Genomic DNA, 19,127 nt, shown 5'->3' with positions numbered 1-19,127 from the left:
TGGGTTTATCCAGCAATCATCGGCGGCAGGGTACCGAGCAGGGAGACGGCCGCCACCGCACCCATCCCCAACAACCACTCCAGTACCACACTGCGTTTGAGCGTGCCCATCCGCTGTTCGCAATCATCAATCCGCAAGCGATTGAACAGCGCCAGCGCGAGCATGCCCAGCACCAGCAAGGCCTTGATCAGCAGAATCAAGGCAAACCCTGCAAAGAGCGGCGTCGGCCACCATTGCCCGGTCAGCACGCGCACGTTGATCAACCCGGTGATCAGAAGGCCGCCAACGATCGCATAACCGACACCGCTGAAGCGTTGCAGGATCCGGCCCATCGCTGTGCTCGGCTGACGCAGGATCAACACCAACAGCAACAAGCCGCCCAGCCATGCAGCGACGCAAGTCAGATGAACGATCTGGTTGAGGATCAGCAGTTGCCCGCTGAGGCCGTCGAGCATCGCGCCGTGACCGACCGGCGCCAGGGTCGCCAAGAGCAGCGCGCTCAAGCCCAGGCGCAGCAGCACATTCGAACGCCACGGCGTGAACAGCAGTGCCAGCAACAGCGCGTTGATCAGCAGATGCCAGCGCCAGACCTGGCCGAAAAAGGTATTGCCGAGCACCACGCCAACAGTGTCCGGATCGAACGCTGCCGCCGCCGAACCGGCCATGCTCGCGGTGATCAACAGTGCCCAGGTGACACCGCTGACCAACGCAATCGCGGTCAGCCAACGCGCCAGTCGCGCCAGATGCCGATCCAATGTCGGCACTGGTGCCTTGAGCAGCAACGGCCCGAACAGCCAGGCGCCGAACAGCATCAACACCGCGCTGAAATGCACAAAGCGGCACAGCACCAGCGCTTCACTCATGAATTACTGGCCAACCTTGAACTGGTAGGCGCCTTCGCTCTTGTGTGTGTCGACCGACACCGCGTGCCATTCGACTTTGTATTCACCGGCGCCGAGAGGTGCGGCGGGGGTGACGATCAGGGTTTTCTTGTCGCCTTCGGTGGTCAGCGGTTTGATTGCGACCGGGGCGCCGTCGTGGGTCAGGCTGACTTTGGTGAAACTGGCTTCGACGCCTTCAGAAAAGGTCAGGCGCAGATCGGCCGGCGTGGCGACGGTGCTGTCGGCGGCCGGGGTGGCACTTTTCAGGTGGGCGTGGGCGAAAACCGAAGATGCGGCGAACAGCGAAGCGAGCAGGGCAGTGGTGGTCAGGACGTTCTTGAACAGCATCGCGGATACCTCTGAGGCAGGACAAAGAAGCGCCAGTTTAGCCATGCGCCGGCCTTCATACGAAGTTTTGTTTGCAGCGGTCGCCCCGAGGCCAGAGCGGATGCTAGTCTTCAACAACGTCGTTGTCAGGGAGCCCTCATGGGCAATCACAAGATCGAGATCCGTCGCAGTAACGTCGAGAAAATCCTGCTCGCGGCGGAAAAAGTCTTCGCCGAAAAAGGTTTCGGCGGCACCGCCATGGCCGACATCGCCGCCGAAGTGCAACTGCCGCGCTCCAATCTGCATTACTACTTTTCCACCAAGAGCGAACTGTACAGCGCGGTGCTGTTCGACCTGCTGGAAGTGTGGAAGCAGGACGCACTGTGCTTCGAGATGTTCGATGACCCACGGGTGGTGCTCAGCAGCTACATCCGCGCCAAGATGAACCACTCACGCAGCCGGCCGCACGGCTCGAAAGTCTGGGCCAACGAGATCATCCACGGCGCGCCAACGTTAGGCGAGGCGCTGGATGTCAGCCTGTATGACTGGGCGAAAATGAAGGAAGCGAAGATCCGCCAATGGGTTGAGGACAAGCGGATTCTGCCGGTGGAGCCGTCGAGCCTGCTGTACATGATCTGGGCTTCGACCCAGCATTACGCCGACTTCGATCATCAGGTGAATATTCTCAACGAGCATCAGCCGCTGTCGGACATGCAGTTCGAACGGGCGGTGCAGACGGTGACCAGTGTGATCTTGCGCGGGATCGGGTTGGAGCCCTGAAGCAAAAGCTGACCCTCACCCCAACCCTCTCCCGGAGGGAGAGGGGGCCGACCGAGGTGTCTTGCGAGTTACATCGACCTGAAAAATCCAGTCGAATATGGACTCAAAAAGCCGTCCGAGCATGTGCATGCATCGATTTTGGATTCAAAGCCGTCCGTGCCTGTGCATGTATCGATTATGGATTCAAAGCCGTCCGTGCCTGTGCATGTATCGATTATGGATTCAAAGTAAATCGCTCAAGTCGGTGGATTTCTGAAATATCCCCCAATCAGTCCCCTCTCCCTTTGGGAGAGGGTTAGGGTGAGGGGGCTGTTGGATCAGCCGGCGATCTAGACGGCAACGTGGTAAGGATTCCTCGGATCATGATTCCAGTCCAGAAACGGCTTGCCGGTTTCCATCGGCACCATCTCGATACAGTCCGCCACCGGACAAGTGATCTGGCACAAGTTACAACCCACACACTCCTCATCGATCACTTCATATTTATGCGTGCCGTCAGCCTGTTTCAAGCTGCTGATCGCCTGGTGTGAAGTGTCTTCGCAAGCAATGTGGCAACGCCCGCAACCGATGCACGCGTCCTGGTCGATCTTGGCGATCACCTGGTAGTTGATGTCGAGGTACTTCCAGTCGGTGGTATTGCCCACTGCGCGCCCGGAGAACTCGGCGATGTTGGCGTAGCCTTGGCTGTCCATCCAGCGCGACAGACCGTCCTTCATCTCCTCGACAATCCGGAAACCGTGGAGCATCGCCGCCGTGCACACCTGCACCGCGCCGCTGCCCAACGCCATGAACTCCGCCGCGTCACGCCAACTGCCGATGCCACCAATGCCGCAGATCGGCAGGCCCTGGGTCTGTGGATCACGGGCGATTTCGGCGACCATGTTCAGCGCGATCGGTTTGACGGCCGAGCCGCAGTAACCGCCGTGGGTGCTTTTGCTGCCGACGGTGGGCAGGGCGACCATGTGTTCCAGGTCGACGCTGGTGATCGAGTTGATGGTGTTGATCAGCGACACCGCATCGGCGCCCCCGCGATGCGCAGCGCGGGCGGCGACACGGATGTCGGTGATGTTCGGTGTCAGCTTGACGATCACCGGTAGCGAGCAATAGGTCTTGCACCACCGAGTGACCTGCTCGACGTACTCCGGCACCTGACCGACCGCCGCGCCCATGCCGCGCTCGGGCATGCCGTGCGGGCAACCGAAATTCAGCTCGATGCCATCGGCACCGGTGGCTTCCACCAGCGGCAGGATGTGTTTCCACGATTCCTCGACGCACGGCACCATCAGCGAGACGATCAGCGCACGATCCGGCCAGTCCTTCTTGACCTGGGTGATTTCGCGCAGGTTGATTTCCAGCGAGCGATCGGTGATCAGTTCGATGTTGTTGATGCCCAGCACCTCGCGGTTGTTGCCGTAGTGCGCCGAGTAGCGCGACGAGACGTTGACCGCTGCCGGGTCCTCGCCGAGCGTTTTCCAGACCACGCCACCCCAGCCGGCCTCGAAGGCACGAACCACGTTGTAGGCCTTGTCGGTCGGCGGCGCAGAGGCCAGCCAGAACGGATTGGGCGCTTTGATACCGGCGAAGACTATCGAGAGATCGGCCATTTACGCAGCCTCCACGTTGAGCATCAGTTGCGCGTTGATCGCCTCGGCGGCGAGTTTGCCGTGCTGTACGGCTTGCACGGTGAGGTCCTGATCGAGGCTGGTGCAGTCGCCGCCGGCATACACGCCGGGAATGCTCGTGCGCAGGTTGTCATCGACCTGAATCCGTTCGCCCTGACGCTGGAGTTCACGGGCCAGTGGGTCGGCGAGGGCGCTGCTGTCGAAGGCCTGGCCGATGGCTTTGAAGATCGCGTCGGCGGCCAGCTCGAAAGTTTCGCCAGTGGTTTGCAGGCGACCGTCGACCAGTTGCGTACGGGCGAAGCGCATGCCGCGCACCTTGCCTTGCGCGTCGAGCAGCACTTCCTCCGGTTGTGCCCAGGTCAGCAGGCGCACCTGATTGGCTTTGGCGATGTCTTGTTCGTGACCGGTGGCGCCCATGTCCGCCGCTCCCCGGCGATACACCAGATTCACGTCACGGGCACCGAGGCGGGCCATCTGCACGGCCATGTCGATCGCGGTGTTGCCGGCGCCGAGGACGATGCAGCGCTCGGCCAGTGGCAGTTGCGTCAGGTCATCGGCCTGGCGCAGTTCACGGATGTAGTCGGTGGCGGCGAGCAGGCCGGGCGCGTCTTCGTGGGCCAGACCGAGCTGTTTGCTGGCGTTGAGGCCGAGGCCGAGGAACACCGCGTCGAACTGCTGATGCAGCTCGCTGAGGGTCAGATTCTCGCCGAGTTTCTGTCCGTGACGGATTTCGATGCCGCCGATCTGCAGGAGAAAATCCAGCTCTTTCTGCGCATAGTCATCGACCAGTTTGTACTTGGCGATCCCGTATTCATTGAGGCCACCAGCCTTCTCCCGTGCTTCGAAAATCACCACGTCATGCCCGTGCATCGCACTGCGGTGGGCGCAGGACAAGCCCGCTGGCCCGGCGCCGACCACGGCGATGCGCTTGCCGGTGCTGGCCGCACGCTGGAACGGGTGCTCGGTGAAATTCGCATTGTCCACGGCGTAGCGTTGCAGCAAACCGATGAGTACCGGCGCGCATTCTTGGGCGTTGTTGCGCACACAGGCTTGCTGACAAAGGATTTCCGTCGGACAGACCCGCGCACAACTGCCGCCGAGGATGTTCGCCGAAAGAATTTTCTGCGCCGCACCGGGCACGTTGTCCTGATGGATATTGCGGATGAACGACGGAATATCGATCTCGCTTGGGCACGCGTTGACGCATGGCGCGTCGTAGCAATACAGGCAGCGCGAGGCTTCCAGATGCGCCTGCCGGGCGTTGAGCGGTGGCGCCAGATCGGTGAAATGACCGGCGAGGGCGGCCGCGCTTTCGTGCGGATGCGGGAGATGGTTCAGGGTCTCGATCACGGTTTTGTGCCTCACGGTTATTGAGGTTCTCTGCCTCTGATGGGCAGTGGTTTTTGTGGTGTCTGAACTGGCGCTATCGCGAGCAGGCTCACTCCTACAATTGGAATGCGTACATCTGTAGGAGTGAGCCTGCTCGCGATGAGGCCGAAGGCCTCGCTTTAGCGCTTAACGGCAGTCGGGCGATGTTGCTCAGCCCGCTTGCTCAGCAAATCAAACACCGCCGGATACGCCGGCCGTTCGATGTACCGCCCGGCCCCGCGCTCGGCGCGCAGGTCGCCGTCGGCCCAGACCACTTTGCCCTGGCTGACGGTATGGCTCGGTACGCCGCGCACGGTCTTGCCTTCGAAGATGTTGAAGTCCACCTGCTGATGGTGGGTCTTGGCGGAGATGGTGCGGGTGCCTTGCGGGTCCCACAGCACCAGGTCGGCATCGGCGCCGACGCGGATCGTGCCTTTGCGCGGGTAGAGGTTGAAGATTTTCGCGGTGTTGGTGGAGGTGAGGGCGACGAAGTCCTGCATCGACAAACGTCCGCTGTTGACCCCTTCATCCCACAGCACCGCCATGCGGTCTTCGATGCCGGCGGTGCCATTGGGGATCTTGCTGAAGTCGTCGCGTCCGGCGGCTTTTTGCTCGGCGCAGAAGCAGCAATGGTCGGTGGCGGTGGTGTGCAGATTGCCGCTTTGCAGACCGTGCCACAGCGCTTCCTGATGGCCGCGCGGGCGGAACGGCGGGCTCATCACGTAACCGGCGGCGGTCTGCCAGTCCGGGTGCTGGTAGACACTGTCGTCGAGCAGCAGATGCCCGGCCAGCACCTCGCCGTACACCGGTTGACCCTTGCTGCGGGCGTAGGTGATTTCGTCCAGCGCTTCCTTGGTGGAAACGTGCACCAGATACAACGGCGTGCCGATGGTCTCGGCAATACGGATCGCCCGGCTCGCCGCTTCGCCTTCCACCTGCGATGGCCGCGACAGTGGATGCGCTTCCGGTCCGGTGATGCCCTGGGCCATCAACTTGCGTTGCAGGTGATAGACCAGTTCACCGTTTTCCGCATGCACGGTCGGCACCGCGCCGAGTTCCAGGCAGCGTTCGAAACTTGCCACCAGCGTGTCGTCGGCGGCCATGATCGCGTTCTTGTAGGCCATGAAATGCTTGAAGCTGTTGATCCCGTGATGGCTGACCAGCTCGGCCATTTCCTCACGCACTTGCTCGCTCCACCAGGTGATCGCGACGTGGAAGCCATAGTCCGATGCCGACTTCTCGGCCCAGCCGCGCCACTGATGAAACGCTTCCATCAACGACTGCTGTGGATTGGGAATCACGAAGTCGATGATCGAGGTAGTGCCGCCGGCCAGACCTGCAGCGGTGCCGCTGTAGAAGTCTTCGCTGGCCACGGTGCCCATGAAAGGCAGTTGCATGTGAGTGTGTGGGTCGATGCCGCCGGGCATCAGGTATTGGCCGCTGCCGTCGAGCACTTCGGCGCCGGCGGGAACATCCAGGTTCTGACCAATGGCTTTGATCACGCCGTCGGCGCAATAGACGTCGGCGCGATAACTTTCATCATGGGTAACAACGGTGGCGCCACGGATCAACAGAGACATTCCGAGTTCCTCGCAGGCATGACCGACTTGTGCCGGTTCTAAATGTTTTATTGATGTACAACGCTGATCGGCGTATTCCTGTCAGCGCTGTCAGGAATAGAAGCTAGTCGCAGTTTTGCAATTGATCAAGATTATTTTTTATAAGCTTATTGCTGTTTTAAGTGTATGAAACATAACGATAAAAAACGCAAATCACCAAAATGGTGAGGCTGTTCACCATTTTGACGCACTTGACAGGATGGAAATATGAGCAAGATTTCCTATGTGAAATCAGCCGCTTGAAGTTGAGCTGCGGTTGAGCGCCCGTGATGAAAAAAAGTGCAGTGCACCAGATTGAGTCCTGACAGTTCGAACAACTTGGCAAACGTTTGGCCTGAGCGTGCAGACAAGTTTTCGCGGACTCTTTCGGTGAATAATTAAAACCCAGCAATATCAGAAAGTTGCAATGTGTTTGAACCACCGCCTAGGCGTCAGATGGGGCACCCGGCACGTTTATTGATGCCGCCGCTGACACCATGGCCGGTACACGAAAGTTGTCAGTTCCTCCGGCCATCGTCCGGCTCGCACCCCGTGTGCAGCCGCCTGATGAGCAAAAAAATAATCAGAAGAACAGTGGAGCGGCCATGCAACAGAACAGATCGCAAGTGACCGAGCGCGACGGCTTGTTCGAACTCGAAGCCGGCAGTGACGTCCTCGACAGTCCCCGTTACAACCACGACATGGCACCGACCAAGGTGCGCGAACGAACCTGGAATAAATGGCACATCACCGCGCTGTGGGTCGGCATGTCGGTGTGCGTGCCGACTTACACCCTCGGCGGCGTACTTACCGCGTATTTCGGCCTGACCGTCGGCGAAGCGCTGATGGCGATTCTGCTGGCCAACGTCATCGTGCTGATCCCGTTGACCCTCAATGCTTTCCCCGGCACCAAGTACGGCATTCCATTCCCGGTGCTGCTGCGCTCGTCGTTCGGCGTGCTCGGTTCCAACGTGCCGTGCCTGATTCGTGCACTGGTGGCGTGTGGCTGGTTCGGTATTCAAACGATGTTTGGCGGATTGGCGATTCACCTGTTTCTCGGCTCGATCTTCGACGGCTGGAAATCCCTCGGCGGAACCGGCGAGGTGATCGGCTTCATGATCTTCTGGTCGCTGAATCTGTGGGTGGTGATCCGCGGCGCCGAGTCGATCAAGTGGCTTGAAACCCTGTCCGCGCCGTTGCTGGTGGCGGTCGGCATCGGCCTGCTGATGTGGGCGATGCCCAATGTGTCGATGACCGAGCTGCTGGCGATTCCACCCAAGCGTCCTGAGGGCGCGAGCGTGGTCAGTTACTTCGCCGCCGGGCTGACGGCGATGGTCGGCTTCTGGGCCACGCTGTCGCTGAACATTCCTGACTTCAGCCGTTACGCCAAGAGCCAGAAGGACCAGATCCTCGGGCAGATTTTCGGTCTGCCGCTGACCATGTTCCTGTTCGCTTCGCTGGGTGTGGTGATGACTGCCGCGTCGGTGAAACTGGTCGGCGTGACGGTGTCCGACCCGGTGAGTCTGATCGGCCATATCCAGAGCCCGCTGTGGGTGGCGGTGGCCATGGCACTGATCATCATTGCCACGCTGTCGACCAACACCGCAGCGAATATTGTCTCGCCGACCAACGACTTTCAGAACATCGCGCCCAAGGTGATCAACCGCACCAAAGCGGTGTTGCTCACTGGTTTAGTGGGGCTGGCGTTGATGGCCCACGAGCTGCTGAAAAAGCTCGGGCTGATCGTTTCCGATGTCAGCCTGGAAACCGTGTATTCCAACTGGCTGCTGGGCTATTCGAGCCTGCTCGGGCCGATCGCCGGGATCATGGTGGTGGACTATTTCCTGATCAAGAAACAGCAGCTGGACCTGGCCGGGCTTTATCGCGACGACGTGTATCCGGCGTGGAACTGGGCCGGGTTTACCGCATTTGGCGTGCCGGTGGTGCTGACCTTGCTGTCGCTGGGCAGCGATGCGTTCAGTTGGTTTTACAGCTACGGCTGGTTTACCGGTTCGGCGCTGGGTGGGGTGATTTATTACGGGTTGTGTTCGATGCGAAGCAGCCCCTCTGTTGTGAAATCTTCGGTGTGAGGAATGGCCCCTTCGCGAGCAAGCCCGCTCCCACAGGGTGAACGCATTCCAAATGTGGGAGCGGGCTTGCTCGCGAAGACGGCCTCAAATACACACAAGAACTGCCTGAAGAAACTCATAAAAAAACTGCCTGAGGAGATCAACATGAACGCAGCCGTAGACGTTCTGCAATCCACCCATCAGCACATCAACCGCGACCGCCTCTGGGCCTCGCTCATGGAACTGGCCAAGCTCGGTGCCACGGTCAAGGGCGGGGTCTGTCGCCTGGCCCTGACCGACCTCGATCGTCAGGCCCGTGACCTGTTCGTGCAGTGGTGCAAGGACGCCGGGTGCAGCGTCACGGTGGATGAAGTCGGCAACATCTTCGCCCGCCGTCCCGGGCGTAACCCGAACCTGCCGCCGGTGATGACCGGTAGCCACATCGACACCCAACCCACCGGCGGCAAATTCGACGGCTGCTTCGGCGTGCTCGCCGGCGTCGAGGTGCTGCGTACCCTCAATGACCTCGGCGTGGAAACCGAAGCACCGCTGGAAGTGGTGGTCTGGACCAACGAAGAAGGCTCGCGCTTTGCTCCGTGCATGATGGGTTCCGGCGTGTTCGCCGAGAAATTCACCCTTGAAGAAACTCTGGCCAAGGTCGATGCCGACGGCGTCACCGTCGGCGAAGCCCTGAATGCCATCGGCTATGCCGGTTCACGCAAGGTCAGCGGGCACAAGGTCGGCGCCTATTTTGAAGCGCACATCGAACAAGGCCCGATCCTCGAAGACGAACAGAAAACCATCGGTGTGGTACTCGGCGCACTCGGGCAGAAGTGGTTCGACCTGAAGTTGCGCGGCGTCGAAGCCCACGCCGGGCCAACGCCGATGCACCTGCGCAAGGACGCGCTGGTCGGCGCCTCGGTCATCGTTGGTGCGGTCAACCGCGCCGCCCTCGGCCATCAACCCCACGCCTGCGGCACGGTCGGTTGCCTGCAAGCCTACCCCGGTTCGCGCAACGTCATCCCCGGCGAAGTGCGCATGACCCTTGACTTCCGGCATCTGCAACCGGAGCGGCTGGATTCGATGATCAGCGAGGTGAAACAAGTCATTGAGGCGACCTGCGAAGAACACGGCCTGACCTATGAACTGACCCCGACGGCCGACTTTCCGCCGCTGTACTTCGAGAAGGGTTGCGTCGAAGCCGTGCGCGGCGCGGCAAAAGGTCTGGGCCTGTCGCACATGGACATCGTCAGCGGCGCCGGGCATGACGCGATCTTCCTCGCCGAACTCGGTCCTGCGGGGATGATCTTCGTACCGTGCGAAGGCGGGATCAGCCACAACGAAATCGAGAATGCCGCGCCGGATGATCTGGCGGCCGGGTGTGCGGTGTTGTTGCGGGCGATGCTGGCGGCTTCGGCGATGGTGGCGGAGGGGCAGCGCGCGGCCTGAAAACGCGGCGTGATCTGTGGGAGCTGGCTCGCCAGCGATGGCGGTGGAGCAGTCGACCCTGGATTAACTGAAAGTCCGTCATCGCTGGCAAGCCAGCTCCCACAGGTTTTTGTTCAGTTGAGTAAAGTGATCAGCCGGGCCGGTCATTCTTGCCCGCTGTGCCCTGGCGTCGGTCGGGGCCGTTGGGGTTGCCGACATCCAGCAACCGTCGTTCGACCAAAACATTCTCCAGCGCCTGACGCTCGACCGGCGCCATTTGGTGTTCGCGCTTTTTCAGCTCCAGCAGAATCGGGCTGGACCAGGTGCGATAAGTCTGTTCGATGTTGCGACGCGACGTCATCAGTCTCTCCTTGATCAAGAGCCCGGTGGATCTGGCAGGGGCTCAATCCGATGAGGGGGTAACCTTAGTCGAGAATCCTCGAGTCCGCGAATGTGGCGTTGTTCCCTGTAGGAGTGAGCCTGCTCGCGATAGCGGTGTGTCAGTAGCGCAAATGTCAGCTGACACACCGCTATCGCGAGCAGGCTCACTCCTACAGGTTTTGCATTGCATGCGGATCCGCGGTCAATCGTCGATATTCATCATCGCCTGCACACCTTCCCATGCCTCGGCGCGCATCCGTTCGATATCCAGCCCCGGAATCACGCCGTTATCGACCACGATCCGGCCGCCCACCAGGCTGTACTTCACCGTGATCGGTTCTCCCGCGACCACCGGTGCAACCGCGCAATCGTGGAAGCCGAAGAACCGTGGATGATCTAGGCTGTAGATCACCAGATCCGCCGCTTGTCCGATTTCCAGCGTACCGACCGCGCCCAGTCCCAATACCTGCGCACCGCCCGCCGTGCCCCAGTGGATCACGTCTTCGGCAGTGGTCGCCGAGGCGCCTTGTTCGGCGCGGTGGATCAGCCATGCGGTGTTGGCTTCGCCGACCATGCTTCCGGATTCGTTGGACGCGACGCCGTCGACGCCGAGGGAGATCGGTACGCCGGCCTCATACATTTGCGGAACCGGCGCGACGCCGCTGCCCAGGCGCGCGTTGCTCACCGGGCAATGCGAGATGCCGCTGCCGGTCTGGGCGAGCATGCGGATTTCGCCGGGTTGCAGGTGCACGGCGTGGGCGAACCACACGTCGGGGCCGAGCCATTCGTGTTCGGCGACGAACTCCACCGGCAGGCAGTTGTATTTCTCGCGGCAGAAATTCACGTAGTTCTGCGTTTCCGACAGGTGCGTGTGCAGGCGCAAACCGAGGCCGCGCGCGGTGTGCGCCAGTTCGCGCAGCAGGGTCGGCGGCAGCGAAAAGGTCGGTGTGGTTGGCGCGACGACCACCCGGCGCAGGGCATCCGGGGTGTCCTGGTGATACAGCGATTTCAGTCGCTCGATATCGCCGACCATTTGTTCGAGGCTTTCCGGTTGCAGCGCGGTTTTCGAGAAACCCGGGTGCGCGCTGGCGGATTCCAGCGCGCCACCGCGACACAGCACAAAGCGCAGGCCGAATTCGTCCGCCAGATCGAACAGCAAATCCCCGGTCTCGGTGGTGCCGTGGGCGTGGTAGAGATAATGATGATCGGCGCAGGTCGTCACCCCGGACAACAGCAATTCGACCATGCCCAGCCGAGCGGCGATCCGCGCCAGTTGCGGGGTAAAGCGGTTCAACCTTGGGTAGGGCACGCTCGCCAGCCAGCCTTGCAGATCCTGATTCAAACCTTCGGGCACGGCTTTGAGCAGGTTCTGGAACAGGTGATGGTGGGTGTTGATCCAGCCCGGATAGACCACGCAGTTGCGTGCATCGATCACGCGCTCGCCGGGTTGCGCTTGAAGGTCGGCGGCCATTTCGGCGATGCGGCCGTTGACCACGCGAATGTCCACCGCACCGGCCCGGGCACGCGGGCCGCGCAGGCCGGTCATCACCGCCAGCGGGTTTTTGATCAGGATGTTTTGAAGTCGAGTCATGGGCAGGCTCCAGTCAGAGAATGTGCGAGGCGGATTTGCCGGGTGTGGTGTCTGGCACGCTGACGCCGTTGAGCGCCGCGTTGAGCAGCACCGACACCAGGCAGGCGATGACCACGCTGCTGTGCAGGAACGGCTGTGACCACTCGGGCATTTGTTTGAACAGGGTGGGCGCGAGCACCGGTACCAGCGCGGCGGCGATGGTGAAACCGACGATCAATACGTTGTAGCGATTGCGCTCGTAATCGACCTTGGCCAGGGTCTGGATGCCCGCCGCCGCGACCACGCCGAACATCGCGATACCGGCGCCGCCCAACGCCGCCGTCGGCATCGACGCGATGATCGCCCCGGCCTTGGGCACCAGCGCAATCGAGCACATCAGCAGGCCGCTGACCGCCACCACCCAACGGCTGCGCACGCCGGTCAGGATCACCAGGCCGACGTTTTCCATGAAGGCGATAAACGGGAACGCGGCGAACATCCCGGCGATGGTGCTGGCCAGGCCATTGGCGCGCAGGCCGTTGATCACTTGCTGGTCTTCCACCGGTTTGTCGACGATGTCGCCGATGGCCACGAACAGCCCCATCGACTCGACCATCTGCACGATCATCACCACCACCATGGTCGCGATGGGGATCAGGCTGAAAGTCGGCAAGCCGAAGTAGAACGGGTAGGGCAAGGTCAGCCAGGGCGCCTCTTCGACGCTGTGGAAATTGCCCATGCCCAGACCGTAGGCCAGACCGGCGCCGACCAGCATGCCCACCAGCACCGCCATGTTGCGCAGCAGCGGACTGCCATAGCGATTGACCAGCAGAATGGTCAGCAGCACCACCACCGCCACCGCGAGAAATGCCGGGGCGCCGAAGTTGCTCGCGTTGCGTCCGCCACCGACCCATTCATAGGCGATCGGGAACAGCTGCAGACCGATCACCGTGACGATGCAACCGGTGACTACCGGCGGGAAAAACCGCCGTAATCGGCCCACGAACGGCGCCATCAGCAGGGTGAAAATTCCGGCGCCGATCACCGCGCCGCAGACTCCCGCAAACCCCACGTCGGGGTTGCTGCCGATGGCAATCACCGGACCGACGCTGCTGAACGCCACGCCTTGCAGGATCGGCAGGCGTACGCCGAACTTCCAGAAGCCGACGGTTTGCAAAAGGGTGGCGATGCCGGAGCAGAACAGCGTGGTGCTGATCAGCACCACGGTGTCGGCGTGGGACATCTTCAGGGCACTGGCGACGATCAACGGCACGGCGATGGCGCCGATGTACGAGACGGCCATGTGTTGCAGGCCGAGGGTGAGCATCTGTCGCACCGGCAAAACGCGGTCGACGGGGTGCACGGTGGAGGAAGGAGTGGCTGACGACATGGAATCACCTCTGGCTGTTTTTATGCGGTAGAGAGGGGTATTCGTCTGATGCCGCGTAGCGCCAGAACACGGTGTAACCCTGTGGGAGCGGGCTTGCTCGCGAAAGCGTTGTGTCAGTCGACATCACTGTGCAATGACCCACCGCATTCGCGAGCAAGCCCGCTCCCACATGTTCTGCGCCAGGCGAAAGAACATCAGTCATTCGTGCTGCGAAGCCGCCATCCACCGGCTCCGAGGCCTTGTTCAGCCTGCCAGGCAGGCGGCAAAGCCCTGGTTTAGCGCCGCACGGTCCAGGTCGCGGCCGATGAACACGATCTTGCTCGAACGGGGCTCCGTGCCCCAGGCGGTCGAGGCGCGGAATTCCACCAGGCTGTGCACGCCCTGCAGCACATAGCGCTGGTCTTCGTTGGCCACGGCGAGCACGCCTTTCATGCGATAGAGGTTGTCGGCCTGGGACGAGCGCAGCTCGCTGATCCAGCGGTGGAACGCCATCAGGTTGACCGCGCCGTCGACGGCGATGCCCACCGATGACACGCTCGGATCGTGTTCGTGGTCTTCTGATTCATGGTGGTGGTCATGGTCGTGATGCTCAGGTTCCGCGCCGATTTCCATAAGCTTCTGCGTGCACTCGAACGCACCGATGCCGAGGATTTTCGTCAGGTCGATCTGCGCGTGGGTGGAGGTCACCAGATCTGCGGTGGCGTTCAAACCACGGATCTTGCCGCGCAGAATGTCCACCTCTTCAGGGCTGACCAGATCGACCTTGTTGATGACGATGCGGTCGGCGCAGACGATCTGATCCACCGCCTGATTGTCGACGCCATCCAGTTGCAGATCCTCCAGGTGCTGGGCGATGTGCCTGGCGTCGACCATGGTCACGATCGCGTCGAGTTCGACTTCTTCGGCAATGGGGTCATTGATGAAAAAGCTCTGCGCCACCGGGTACGGATCGGCGAGGCCGCTGGTCTCGATGAGGATGTGATCGAGGCGCACCGGGCGCGCCACCAGCTCGCGGACGATGCGCACCAGGTCCTCACGAACCTCGGCGGTACAACACACGCAGCCGTTGACCATTTCGTAGATCTCTTCGGTCTCCGAGCTGAGCACCAGATCGCCGTCGATGCCGACCTCGCCGAACTCGTTTTCGATTACGGCAATCTTGCGCCCGTGGTTTTCCTTGAGGATGTAGTTGAGCAGGGTGGTTTTGCCGGCACCGAGGAAGCCGGTGAGGATGGTCACGGGGATTTTGGTGTTGGGGGTTGGGGCGTTGAAGGGGGTGTTCATATGCAGCTCCTTGATGGACGCGGATTTGCTTTGGGTGGGAGCGGGCTTGCTCGCGAATGCGGTGGTTCAGCCACCATCATTGTTGAATGACCCACCGCATTCGCGAGCAAGCCCGCTCCCACAGGGTTCTCGGTGTTCTTTCCAGCGGGTGGCAACGCCGGCATCGAGGCCGAACAGGTCGAGCACTCTGCCGAGGCTGTGATCGACCATCTGCGCCAGGCTTTCGGGCCGGGCGTAGAACGCCGGCACCGGCGGGGCGATGATTCCGCCCATCTCGGTCACGGCAGTCATGTTGCGCAGGTGGGCGAGGGTCAGCGGGGTTTCGCGGGCCATCAGCACCAGGGTGCGGCGTTCCTTGAGGGTGACGTCGGCGGCGCGGCCGATCAGCCCGGACGAAGTGCCTGTGGCAATCTCCGCCAGGGTGCGCATCGAACACGGCGCGACCACCATGCCCAGGCAGCGGAACGAACCGCTGGCGATCCCGGCGGCGACGTCGTCGGCGCGGTGGTAGTGGCTGGCGAGCGCAGTGACCTCGGCCAGTTTGTAGTCGGTCTCGTGGGCCATGGTCAGCAGCGCGGCGCGGCTGATGATCAGGTGGCTTTCGATCTCCAGTTCGGCGAGCAATTGCAAAAGACGCACGCCGTAGATGAAGCCGGACGCGCCGCTGATGCCGACCACCATCCGCCGACGGTTCACGATGCCAGCCCTTTGAGCAGTTGCCGCGCACGTTCGAGCACGTCCTGATCGAGCTGCGCCTTGATCCCGTCGAAGCCCGAGCCTCGGGTAGCGTCCAAGCCCATGCGCGAAGTGGTGCCGTTGACCGAGGACGACGGATCCAGCGGACTGCCGGGCAAGCCATCGATCACGAAAATATCCAGATGTGGCTGGAAATGCGTGGCCAGCGCCCACAACACCTGGCTGTCGTCAGTGATGTCGATATCGCTGTCCACCGCGATCACGTTTTTCAGGTACGGGTCCCAGCCGAGCAGGGCGAGCATGATTTGCCGCGCCTCGCCGTCGCGGCTTTGATCCAGCGCCACGTAGCAATGAAAGTGGGTGCCGGAGTTCGGATAATGCACGGCGGTGACGGCGGGGAAACGCGCCTTGAGCTTCTCGCTCATTTCCGCTTCGCGCGGCAGTCGGGCGAGGGTCAGGTGCTCGGCGTAGCGGCCGCCCATCACGTCCACCAGCCAGGCGTCCTTGCGCCGCAACAGGGTGTCGACGCGCAGCACGTTGTTGGTCGAACGATCCGAGGAATAACCGCTGAACTCGCCGAACGGGCCTTCCTCGGCGTAGGCCGTCGGGTCAATGGCGCCTTCGAGGACGAACTCGGCGTATGCCGGGACGCCGATGCCGTAGCGCGGGGTCTTGACCAGTTCCAGCGGTGCGCCGAACAAGCCGCCGGCGACGGCGCGTTCATCGCTGCCGTAGGGTAAACGCGCTGCCGCCGCGAGCATGAACAACGGATGTGCACCGACCACCATCGCCACGCGCAATTCTTCGCCGCGCTCACGGGCGGTCTGCAGCATCCGCCACAGGTGTCCGCGCGAGTGCAGGCTGGTCGCCAGGGACTGGCGAGCGTGGCGCATCGAGCGGTGGTAGCTCATGTTGGCGATGCCGGTCAGCGGGTCCTCGGCGATGATGATCGCGTTGGTGATGTACGGCCCGCGATCGCTGTCGAAGTGCTTGAGCATCGGCAGCAGCGCCAGATCTACGGCTTCGCCTTCGAACACTTCATCAAGCACGGGGCCGCTTTCCACGTAGCGCGGGGCGATGGGCTGGTTGGCGCGGCGCTGGAAGGTTTCGTGCAGTTGTGCCGGGGTGACATCGAACAACCGGGCAATGCGGGTGCGGGAGGCGAACAGGTTAGTTGCCACCGGTACCTTGAGGCCGCCGACGTTGTCGCAGATCAGCAATGGATCGCGGCCCTGTGTGGCGAGGGCATCGACCAGGGCGGTGATGTCCTGATCGGCAGAAAGGGTTTGGGTGATGGTCAGCACATCGTCCGGGTACTCACGGCGATAGGCGTCGATGAACACGTGAAAATCCTGAGAATCGCCGAGCGTCGAACGGGTCATGGTTTCACCTCGTAAAAAGCAGGCACGCAGGGGTGAGAGGGCGTTCGATCGAGCAGCCGTTGGCCTGCCGGTCGAGGGAACGCCGGGTCATCTTCGTGCCTGTAAAGTCGCTGTGTAACTGTCGTAACACGGCCCCAATGTGGGAGCGGGCTTGCTCGCGAATGCGGTGGATCAGCCACCTTCATTGTTGAATGACGCACCGCTTTCGCGAGCAAGCCCGCTCCCACATGGATTGTGTGTGGCTACAAGTACGTGGTGGTCAGGCGTATATCCGCCTCAACCAGATCCTTCGGCGGTGGCGTCGGCTCGATCCCGCACAAACGGGCGATGTTGTTGCCCAGGTAGTCCTCCAGATGATCCTCATCGATGCCCAAGCCCTGCGGCGCCGGTGAGCACAACACCTCCAGTTCGCGCAGCCACATGCCCGGTTCGTTCGGCGGCGAGTCGGTGCCGAACACGATCTTGTTGCGCGGCAGTTCCTTGGCGAACTCGACGATCCGCGACTGGAAGCACCAACCCGATTCGCAGTACACGTTCGGCGTGTCCATCGCCATCCAGAACGCCTCGAACGAGTAGTTGCCGCCGGTCTGGATGCCGAAGTGGCCGATGATGAAATTGACCATCGGGAACTCACGGATGATCGGGTAGAACATCGTCGGAATGGTGTACGGGCCGTCGCCGGTATGGATCAGCACCACGATGTTGTACTTGGCGCAGACTTTCATTGCCGGGCGCAACCAGTCCAGCGCCCGGTCCGGGCGATAGCCGTGCATGTTGGCGTGCAGCTTGAGCATCTTGAAACCGTATTCCTTGATGTGGAATTCCAGCTCCGCCGCACCGTTTTCCGGTCCCCAGCGCGGGTTGAAGTTGAAGTTGCCGATGAAGCGATCCGGGTACTTCACACAGAGTTCGGCGACATACGACATGTAGTCGCGCACGCCCTCGCGGCCCCGGCGGTTACCGTCGCGATAACCGGTGTTGCCCGGTGGCGGCTGGATGAAACCCATGTCGATGCGGCGCGGTTTGCCGTTGATCATGTACGGGCCGTCCATCAGTTTGAGCATGCGCTCGCCGGTGAACGGTTCGCCGGTGTGGCGCCAGGCCTCGTCGACCAGATTGGTGGGGTGCAGATGGGTGTCGATGATCATCGGTTCAGCTCCTGGCCAGTTGCGTGGTGACGGGGCGCTTGAGTTGCGCCTCTGCTTCGGAAACGGAACGCGGCGGCGGGGTCGGTTCGAGGCCGATCATCCGCGCGGTGTTGTTGCCCAGGTATTCCTCGAGGGTGTCTTCGTCGAGGTTCAGGCCTTGCGGCGGCTCGTGGCACAACACTTCGAGCAGGCGCAGCCACATGCCCGGTTCGTTCGGCGGGGTGTCGGTGCCGAACAGGATCTTGTGCGTTGGCAAGACCTTGGCGAACTCGACGATCCGCGATTGTAGGCACCAGCCCGATTCGCAATAGACGTTGGGCAGCTCCATCGCCCATTGCATCGGTTCGAACACGTAGACCCCGCCGGTCTGCACGCCGAAGTGGGCCATGATGAAATTCACGTTGGGGAATTCCTTGATCATCGGCACCCATTCCGACGGGATGCTGTACGGCCCGTCGCCAGTGTGCAGCTTGACCGGGATGCCCAGTTCGGCGCATTTCTCGAAGCACGGGCGCACCCAGTCCAGTGCACGATCAGGCCGGTAGGCGTGCATATTGGCCTGCATCTGCACCATCTTGAAACCGTGCTCCTTGACGTAGCGCTCGATCGCCTCGACGCCGTTTTCCACGCCGCAGCGCGGGTTGTAGACGAAGCAGCCGATGAAACGATCGGGGTAGGTCTGCACCATTTTCAGGGTGTAGGCCATGTAGGCGTCGATGGATTCGCGGCCCGAGAGTTCGCCGTCGGTCCAGGTGTAAATGGTGTTGCCCTGCGGCGGCTGGATGAAGGCTTTGTCGATCCGGCGAGGTTTGCCGTTGACCATGTACGGGCCATCCATCATCTCCAGCAAACGCTCGCCGGTGAACGGGTCACCGTCATGCCTCCAGGCGAGGTCCACGAGATCCGTGGGATAGCAGCTGATATCGATGATCATTGAAGTCGATCTCCTGATAGCGGGGAAGGGAGCCTTGCGGCTCTCGGCATCCACGCCCCGGGCTATTGGCCATTTCTATGCGCAGCACTCGCGCATTCCCTCGCCTGTTCGCATCCGGCCCGGGTGGGTGGTTGCTGAGGGCGAGTATTGGAAGGCGGGGGAGGGTTCGTACAATATTAATTGGGTGGGGTGGTGATACTTCTGGGATATGGGCCTTGGATCAAGAGCCTTGCCCTCACCCTAGCCCTCTCCCGGAGGGAGAGGGAACC

The 19,127-nt window shown here is 61.7% G+C and carries 16 protein-coding genes and 1 pseudogene; 4 read left to right on the top strand and 13 right to left on the bottom strand.

The window, feature by feature from the left end:
• Window positions 1-5: 5 nt before the first annotated feature.
• Window positions 6-863 (bottom strand): copper homeostasis membrane protein CopD, encoded by an 858-nt coding sequence (copD, locus tag KCG87_RS11965; protein WP_210557764.1) that lies wholly within the window; start codon window positions 861-863, stop codon window positions 6-8.
• A gap of 3 nt (window positions 864-866) precedes the next feature.
• Window positions 867-1,229, bottom strand: a complete 363-nt coding sequence (gene copC, locus KCG87_RS11960) for a copper homeostasis periplasmic binding protein CopC (protein ID WP_098968231.1) — start codon at window positions 1,227-1,229, stop codon at window positions 867-869.
• Between the two features lie 138 nt (window positions 1,230-1,367).
• Here copC and KCG87_RS11955 point away from each other — a divergent pair, with 138 nt between their 5' ends.
• Entirely contained in the window at window positions 1,368-1,988 is a 621-nt protein-coding gene (locus tag KCG87_RS11955) for a TetR/AcrR family transcriptional regulator (protein ID WP_007965266.1), read from the top strand.
• Between the two features lie 329 nt (window positions 1,989-2,317).
• On the opposite strand, the gene preA is transcribed toward KCG87_RS11955, so the two are convergent.
• The 3 genes from preA to hydA form a co-directional block, all read right to left on the bottom strand.
• Window positions 2,318-3,592 carry an NAD-dependent dihydropyrimidine dehydrogenase subunit PreA gene (gene preA, locus KCG87_RS11950; RefSeq protein ID WP_007965265.1) on the bottom strand — a complete coding sequence of 425 codons (1,275 nt, stop codon included), beginning with the start codon at window positions 3,590-3,592 and terminating at the stop codon, window positions 2,318-2,320.
• Entirely contained in the window at window positions 3,593-4,960 is a 1,368-nt protein-coding gene (locus KCG87_RS11945) for an NAD(P)-dependent oxidoreductase (RefSeq protein WP_210557766.1), read from the bottom strand. It abuts the gene before it with no gap.
• A 158-nt stretch (window positions 4,961-5,118) separates the two neighbouring features.
• The gene (hydA, locus tag KCG87_RS11940) at window positions 5,119-6,558 is read right to left on the bottom strand and encodes a dihydropyrimidinase (RefSeq protein WP_210557768.1); all 1,440 of its coding nucleotides are present in this window, start codon (window positions 6,556-6,558) and stop codon (window positions 5,119-5,121) included.
• A 623-nt stretch (window positions 6,559-7,181) separates the two neighbouring features.
• On the opposite strand from hydA, the gene KCG87_RS11935 reads away from it, so the two are divergent.
• Window positions 7,182-8,666 (top strand): NCS1 family nucleobase:cation symporter-1, encoded by a 1,485-nt coding sequence (locus KCG87_RS11935; RefSeq protein WP_210557770.1) that lies wholly within the window; start codon window positions 7,182-7,184, stop codon window positions 8,664-8,666.
• A gap of 144 nt (window positions 8,667-8,810) precedes the next feature.
• Window positions 8,811-10,094 carry a Zn-dependent hydrolase gene (locus KCG87_RS11930; protein WP_115990118.1) on the top strand — a complete coding sequence of 428 codons (1,284 nt, stop codon included), beginning with the start codon at window positions 8,811-8,813 and terminating at the stop codon, window positions 10,092-10,094.
• 130 nt (window positions 10,095-10,224) lie between these two features.
• On the opposite strand, the gene KCG87_RS11925 is transcribed toward KCG87_RS11930, so the two are convergent.
• The 3 genes from KCG87_RS11925 to KCG87_RS11915 form a co-directional block, all read right to left on the bottom strand.
• Complete coding sequence (locus tag KCG87_RS11925) at window positions 10,225-10,434, bottom strand: hypothetical protein (protein WP_003224027.1); 210 nt, start codon at window positions 10,432-10,434, stop codon at window positions 10,225-10,227.
• 222 nt (window positions 10,435-10,656) lie between these two features.
• Window positions 10,657-12,045 carry an amidohydrolase family protein gene (locus KCG87_RS11920; protein WP_098968237.1) on the bottom strand — a complete coding sequence of 463 codons (1,389 nt, stop codon included), beginning with the start codon at window positions 12,043-12,045 and terminating at the stop codon, window positions 10,657-10,659.
• A gap of 13 nt (window positions 12,046-12,058) precedes the next feature.
• On the bottom strand, window positions 12,059-13,414 hold the full coding sequence (locus tag KCG87_RS11915; protein ID WP_139055946.1) for a nucleobase:cation symporter-2 family protein: 1,356 nt from the start codon (window positions 13,412-13,414) through the stop codon (window positions 12,059-12,061).
• A gap of 48 nt (window positions 13,415-13,462) precedes the next feature.
• Between KCG87_RS11915 and KCG87_RS27450 the strand changes: the two are divergent.
• A pseudogene (locus KCG87_RS27450) lies at window positions 13,463-13,588 on the top strand (DUF4381 domain-containing protein); the annotation flags it as partial.
• 69 nt (window positions 13,589-13,657) lie between these two features.
• On the opposite strand, the gene KCG87_RS11910 reads toward KCG87_RS27450, so the two are convergent.
• From KCG87_RS11910 to KCG87_RS11890, 5 genes are all read right to left on the bottom strand, one after another.
• Window positions 13,658-14,698, bottom strand: a complete 1,041-nt coding sequence (locus tag KCG87_RS11910) for a GTP-binding protein (protein WP_210557772.1) — start codon at window positions 14,696-14,698, stop codon at window positions 13,658-13,660.
• A gap of 66 nt (window positions 14,699-14,764) precedes the next feature.
• Window positions 14,765-15,379 carry a UbiX family flavin prenyltransferase gene (locus tag KCG87_RS11905; protein ID WP_210557783.1) on the bottom strand — a complete coding sequence of 205 codons (615 nt, stop codon included), beginning with the start codon at window positions 15,377-15,379 and terminating at the stop codon, window positions 14,765-14,767.
• Window positions 15,380-15,390: 11 nt separating this feature from the next.
• A complete protein-coding gene (locus KCG87_RS11900) occupies window positions 15,391-16,776 on the bottom strand; it encodes a UbiD family decarboxylase (protein WP_210557775.1) in 1,386 nt (461 codons plus the stop codon).
• A 242-nt stretch (window positions 16,777-17,018) separates the two neighbouring features.
• Window positions 17,019-17,924: an amidohydrolase family protein gene (locus KCG87_RS11895; protein WP_003224037.1), complete on the bottom strand. Its 906-nt coding sequence runs from the start codon at window positions 17,922-17,924 to the stop codon at window positions 17,019-17,021.
• A 4-nt stretch (window positions 17,925-17,928) separates the two neighbouring features.
• Window positions 17,929-18,858 carry an amidohydrolase family protein gene (locus KCG87_RS11890; RefSeq protein WP_007965237.1) on the bottom strand — a complete coding sequence of 310 codons (930 nt, stop codon included), beginning with the start codon at window positions 18,856-18,858 and terminating at the stop codon, window positions 17,929-17,931.
• Window positions 18,859-19,127: the final 269 nt, after the last annotated feature.

The sequence above is a fragment of the Pseudomonas sp. MWU347 genome, from assembly GCF_017947305.1.
Taxonomy (GTDB): Bacteria; Pseudomonadota; Gammaproteobacteria; order Pseudomonadales; family Pseudomonadaceae; genus Aquipseudomonas; species Aquipseudomonas putida_A.
Note: the sequence above shows the minus strand (reverse complement) of the source record. Positions and strands in the feature narration are given on the sequence as shown.

What these genes read in the sequence shown, in the direction of transcription:
- KCG87_RS11890 (WP_007965237.1), bottom strand. Translation starts at nt 18,858, where the DNA reads ATGATCATCGATATCAGCTGCTATCCCACGGATCTCGTGGACCTCGCC.
- KCG87_RS11920 (WP_098968237.1), bottom strand. Translation starts at nt 12,045, where the DNA reads ATGACTCGACTTCAAAACATCCTGATCAAAAACCCGCTGGCGGTGATG.
- KCG87_RS11935 (WP_210557770.1), top strand. Translation starts at nt 7,182, where the DNA reads ATGCAACAGAACAGATCGCAAGTGACCGAGCGCGACGGCTTGTTCGAA.
- KCG87_RS11925 (WP_003224027.1), bottom strand. Translation starts at nt 10,434, where the DNA reads ATGACGTCGCGTCGCAACATCGAACAGACTTATCGCACCTGGTCCAGC.
- copC (WP_098968231.1), bottom strand. Translation starts at nt 1,229, where the DNA reads ATGCTGTTCAAGAACGTCCTGACCACCACTGCCCTGCTCGCTTCGCTG.
- KCG87_RS11905 (WP_210557783.1), bottom strand. Translation starts at nt 15,379, where the DNA reads ATGGTGGTCGGCATCAGCGGCGCGTCCGGCTTCATCTACGGCGTGCGT.
- KCG87_RS11955 (WP_007965266.1), top strand. Translation starts at nt 1,368, where the DNA reads ATGGGCAATCACAAGATCGAGATCCGTCGCAGTAACGTCGAGAAAATC.
- copD (WP_210557764.1), bottom strand. Translation starts at nt 863, where the DNA reads ATGAGTGAAGCGCTGGTGCTGTGCCGCTTTGTGCATTTCAGCGCGGTG.
- KCG87_RS11895 (WP_003224037.1), bottom strand. Translation starts at nt 17,924, where the DNA reads ATGATCATCGACACCCATCTGCACCCCACCAATCTGGTCGACGAGGCC.
- KCG87_RS11900 (WP_210557775.1), bottom strand. Translation starts at nt 16,776, where the DNA reads ATGACCCGTTCGACGCTCGGCGATTCTCAGGATTTTCACGTGTTCATC.
- KCG87_RS11910 (WP_210557772.1), bottom strand. Translation starts at nt 14,698, where the DNA reads ATGAACACCCCCTTCAACGCCCCAACCCCCAACACCAAAATCCCCGTG.
- preA (WP_007965265.1), bottom strand. Translation starts at nt 3,592, where the DNA reads ATGGCCGATCTCTCGATAGTCTTCGCCGGTATCAAAGCGCCCAATCCG.
- hydA (WP_210557768.1), bottom strand. Translation starts at nt 6,558, where the DNA reads ATGTCTCTGTTGATCCGTGGCGCCACCGTTGTTACCCATGATGAAAGT.
- KCG87_RS11915 (WP_139055946.1), bottom strand. Translation starts at nt 13,414, where the DNA reads ATGTCGTCAGCCACTCCTTCCTCCACCGTGCACCCCGTCGACCGCGTT.
- KCG87_RS11930 (WP_115990118.1), top strand. Translation starts at nt 8,811, where the DNA reads ATGAACGCAGCCGTAGACGTTCTGCAATCCACCCATCAGCACATCAAC.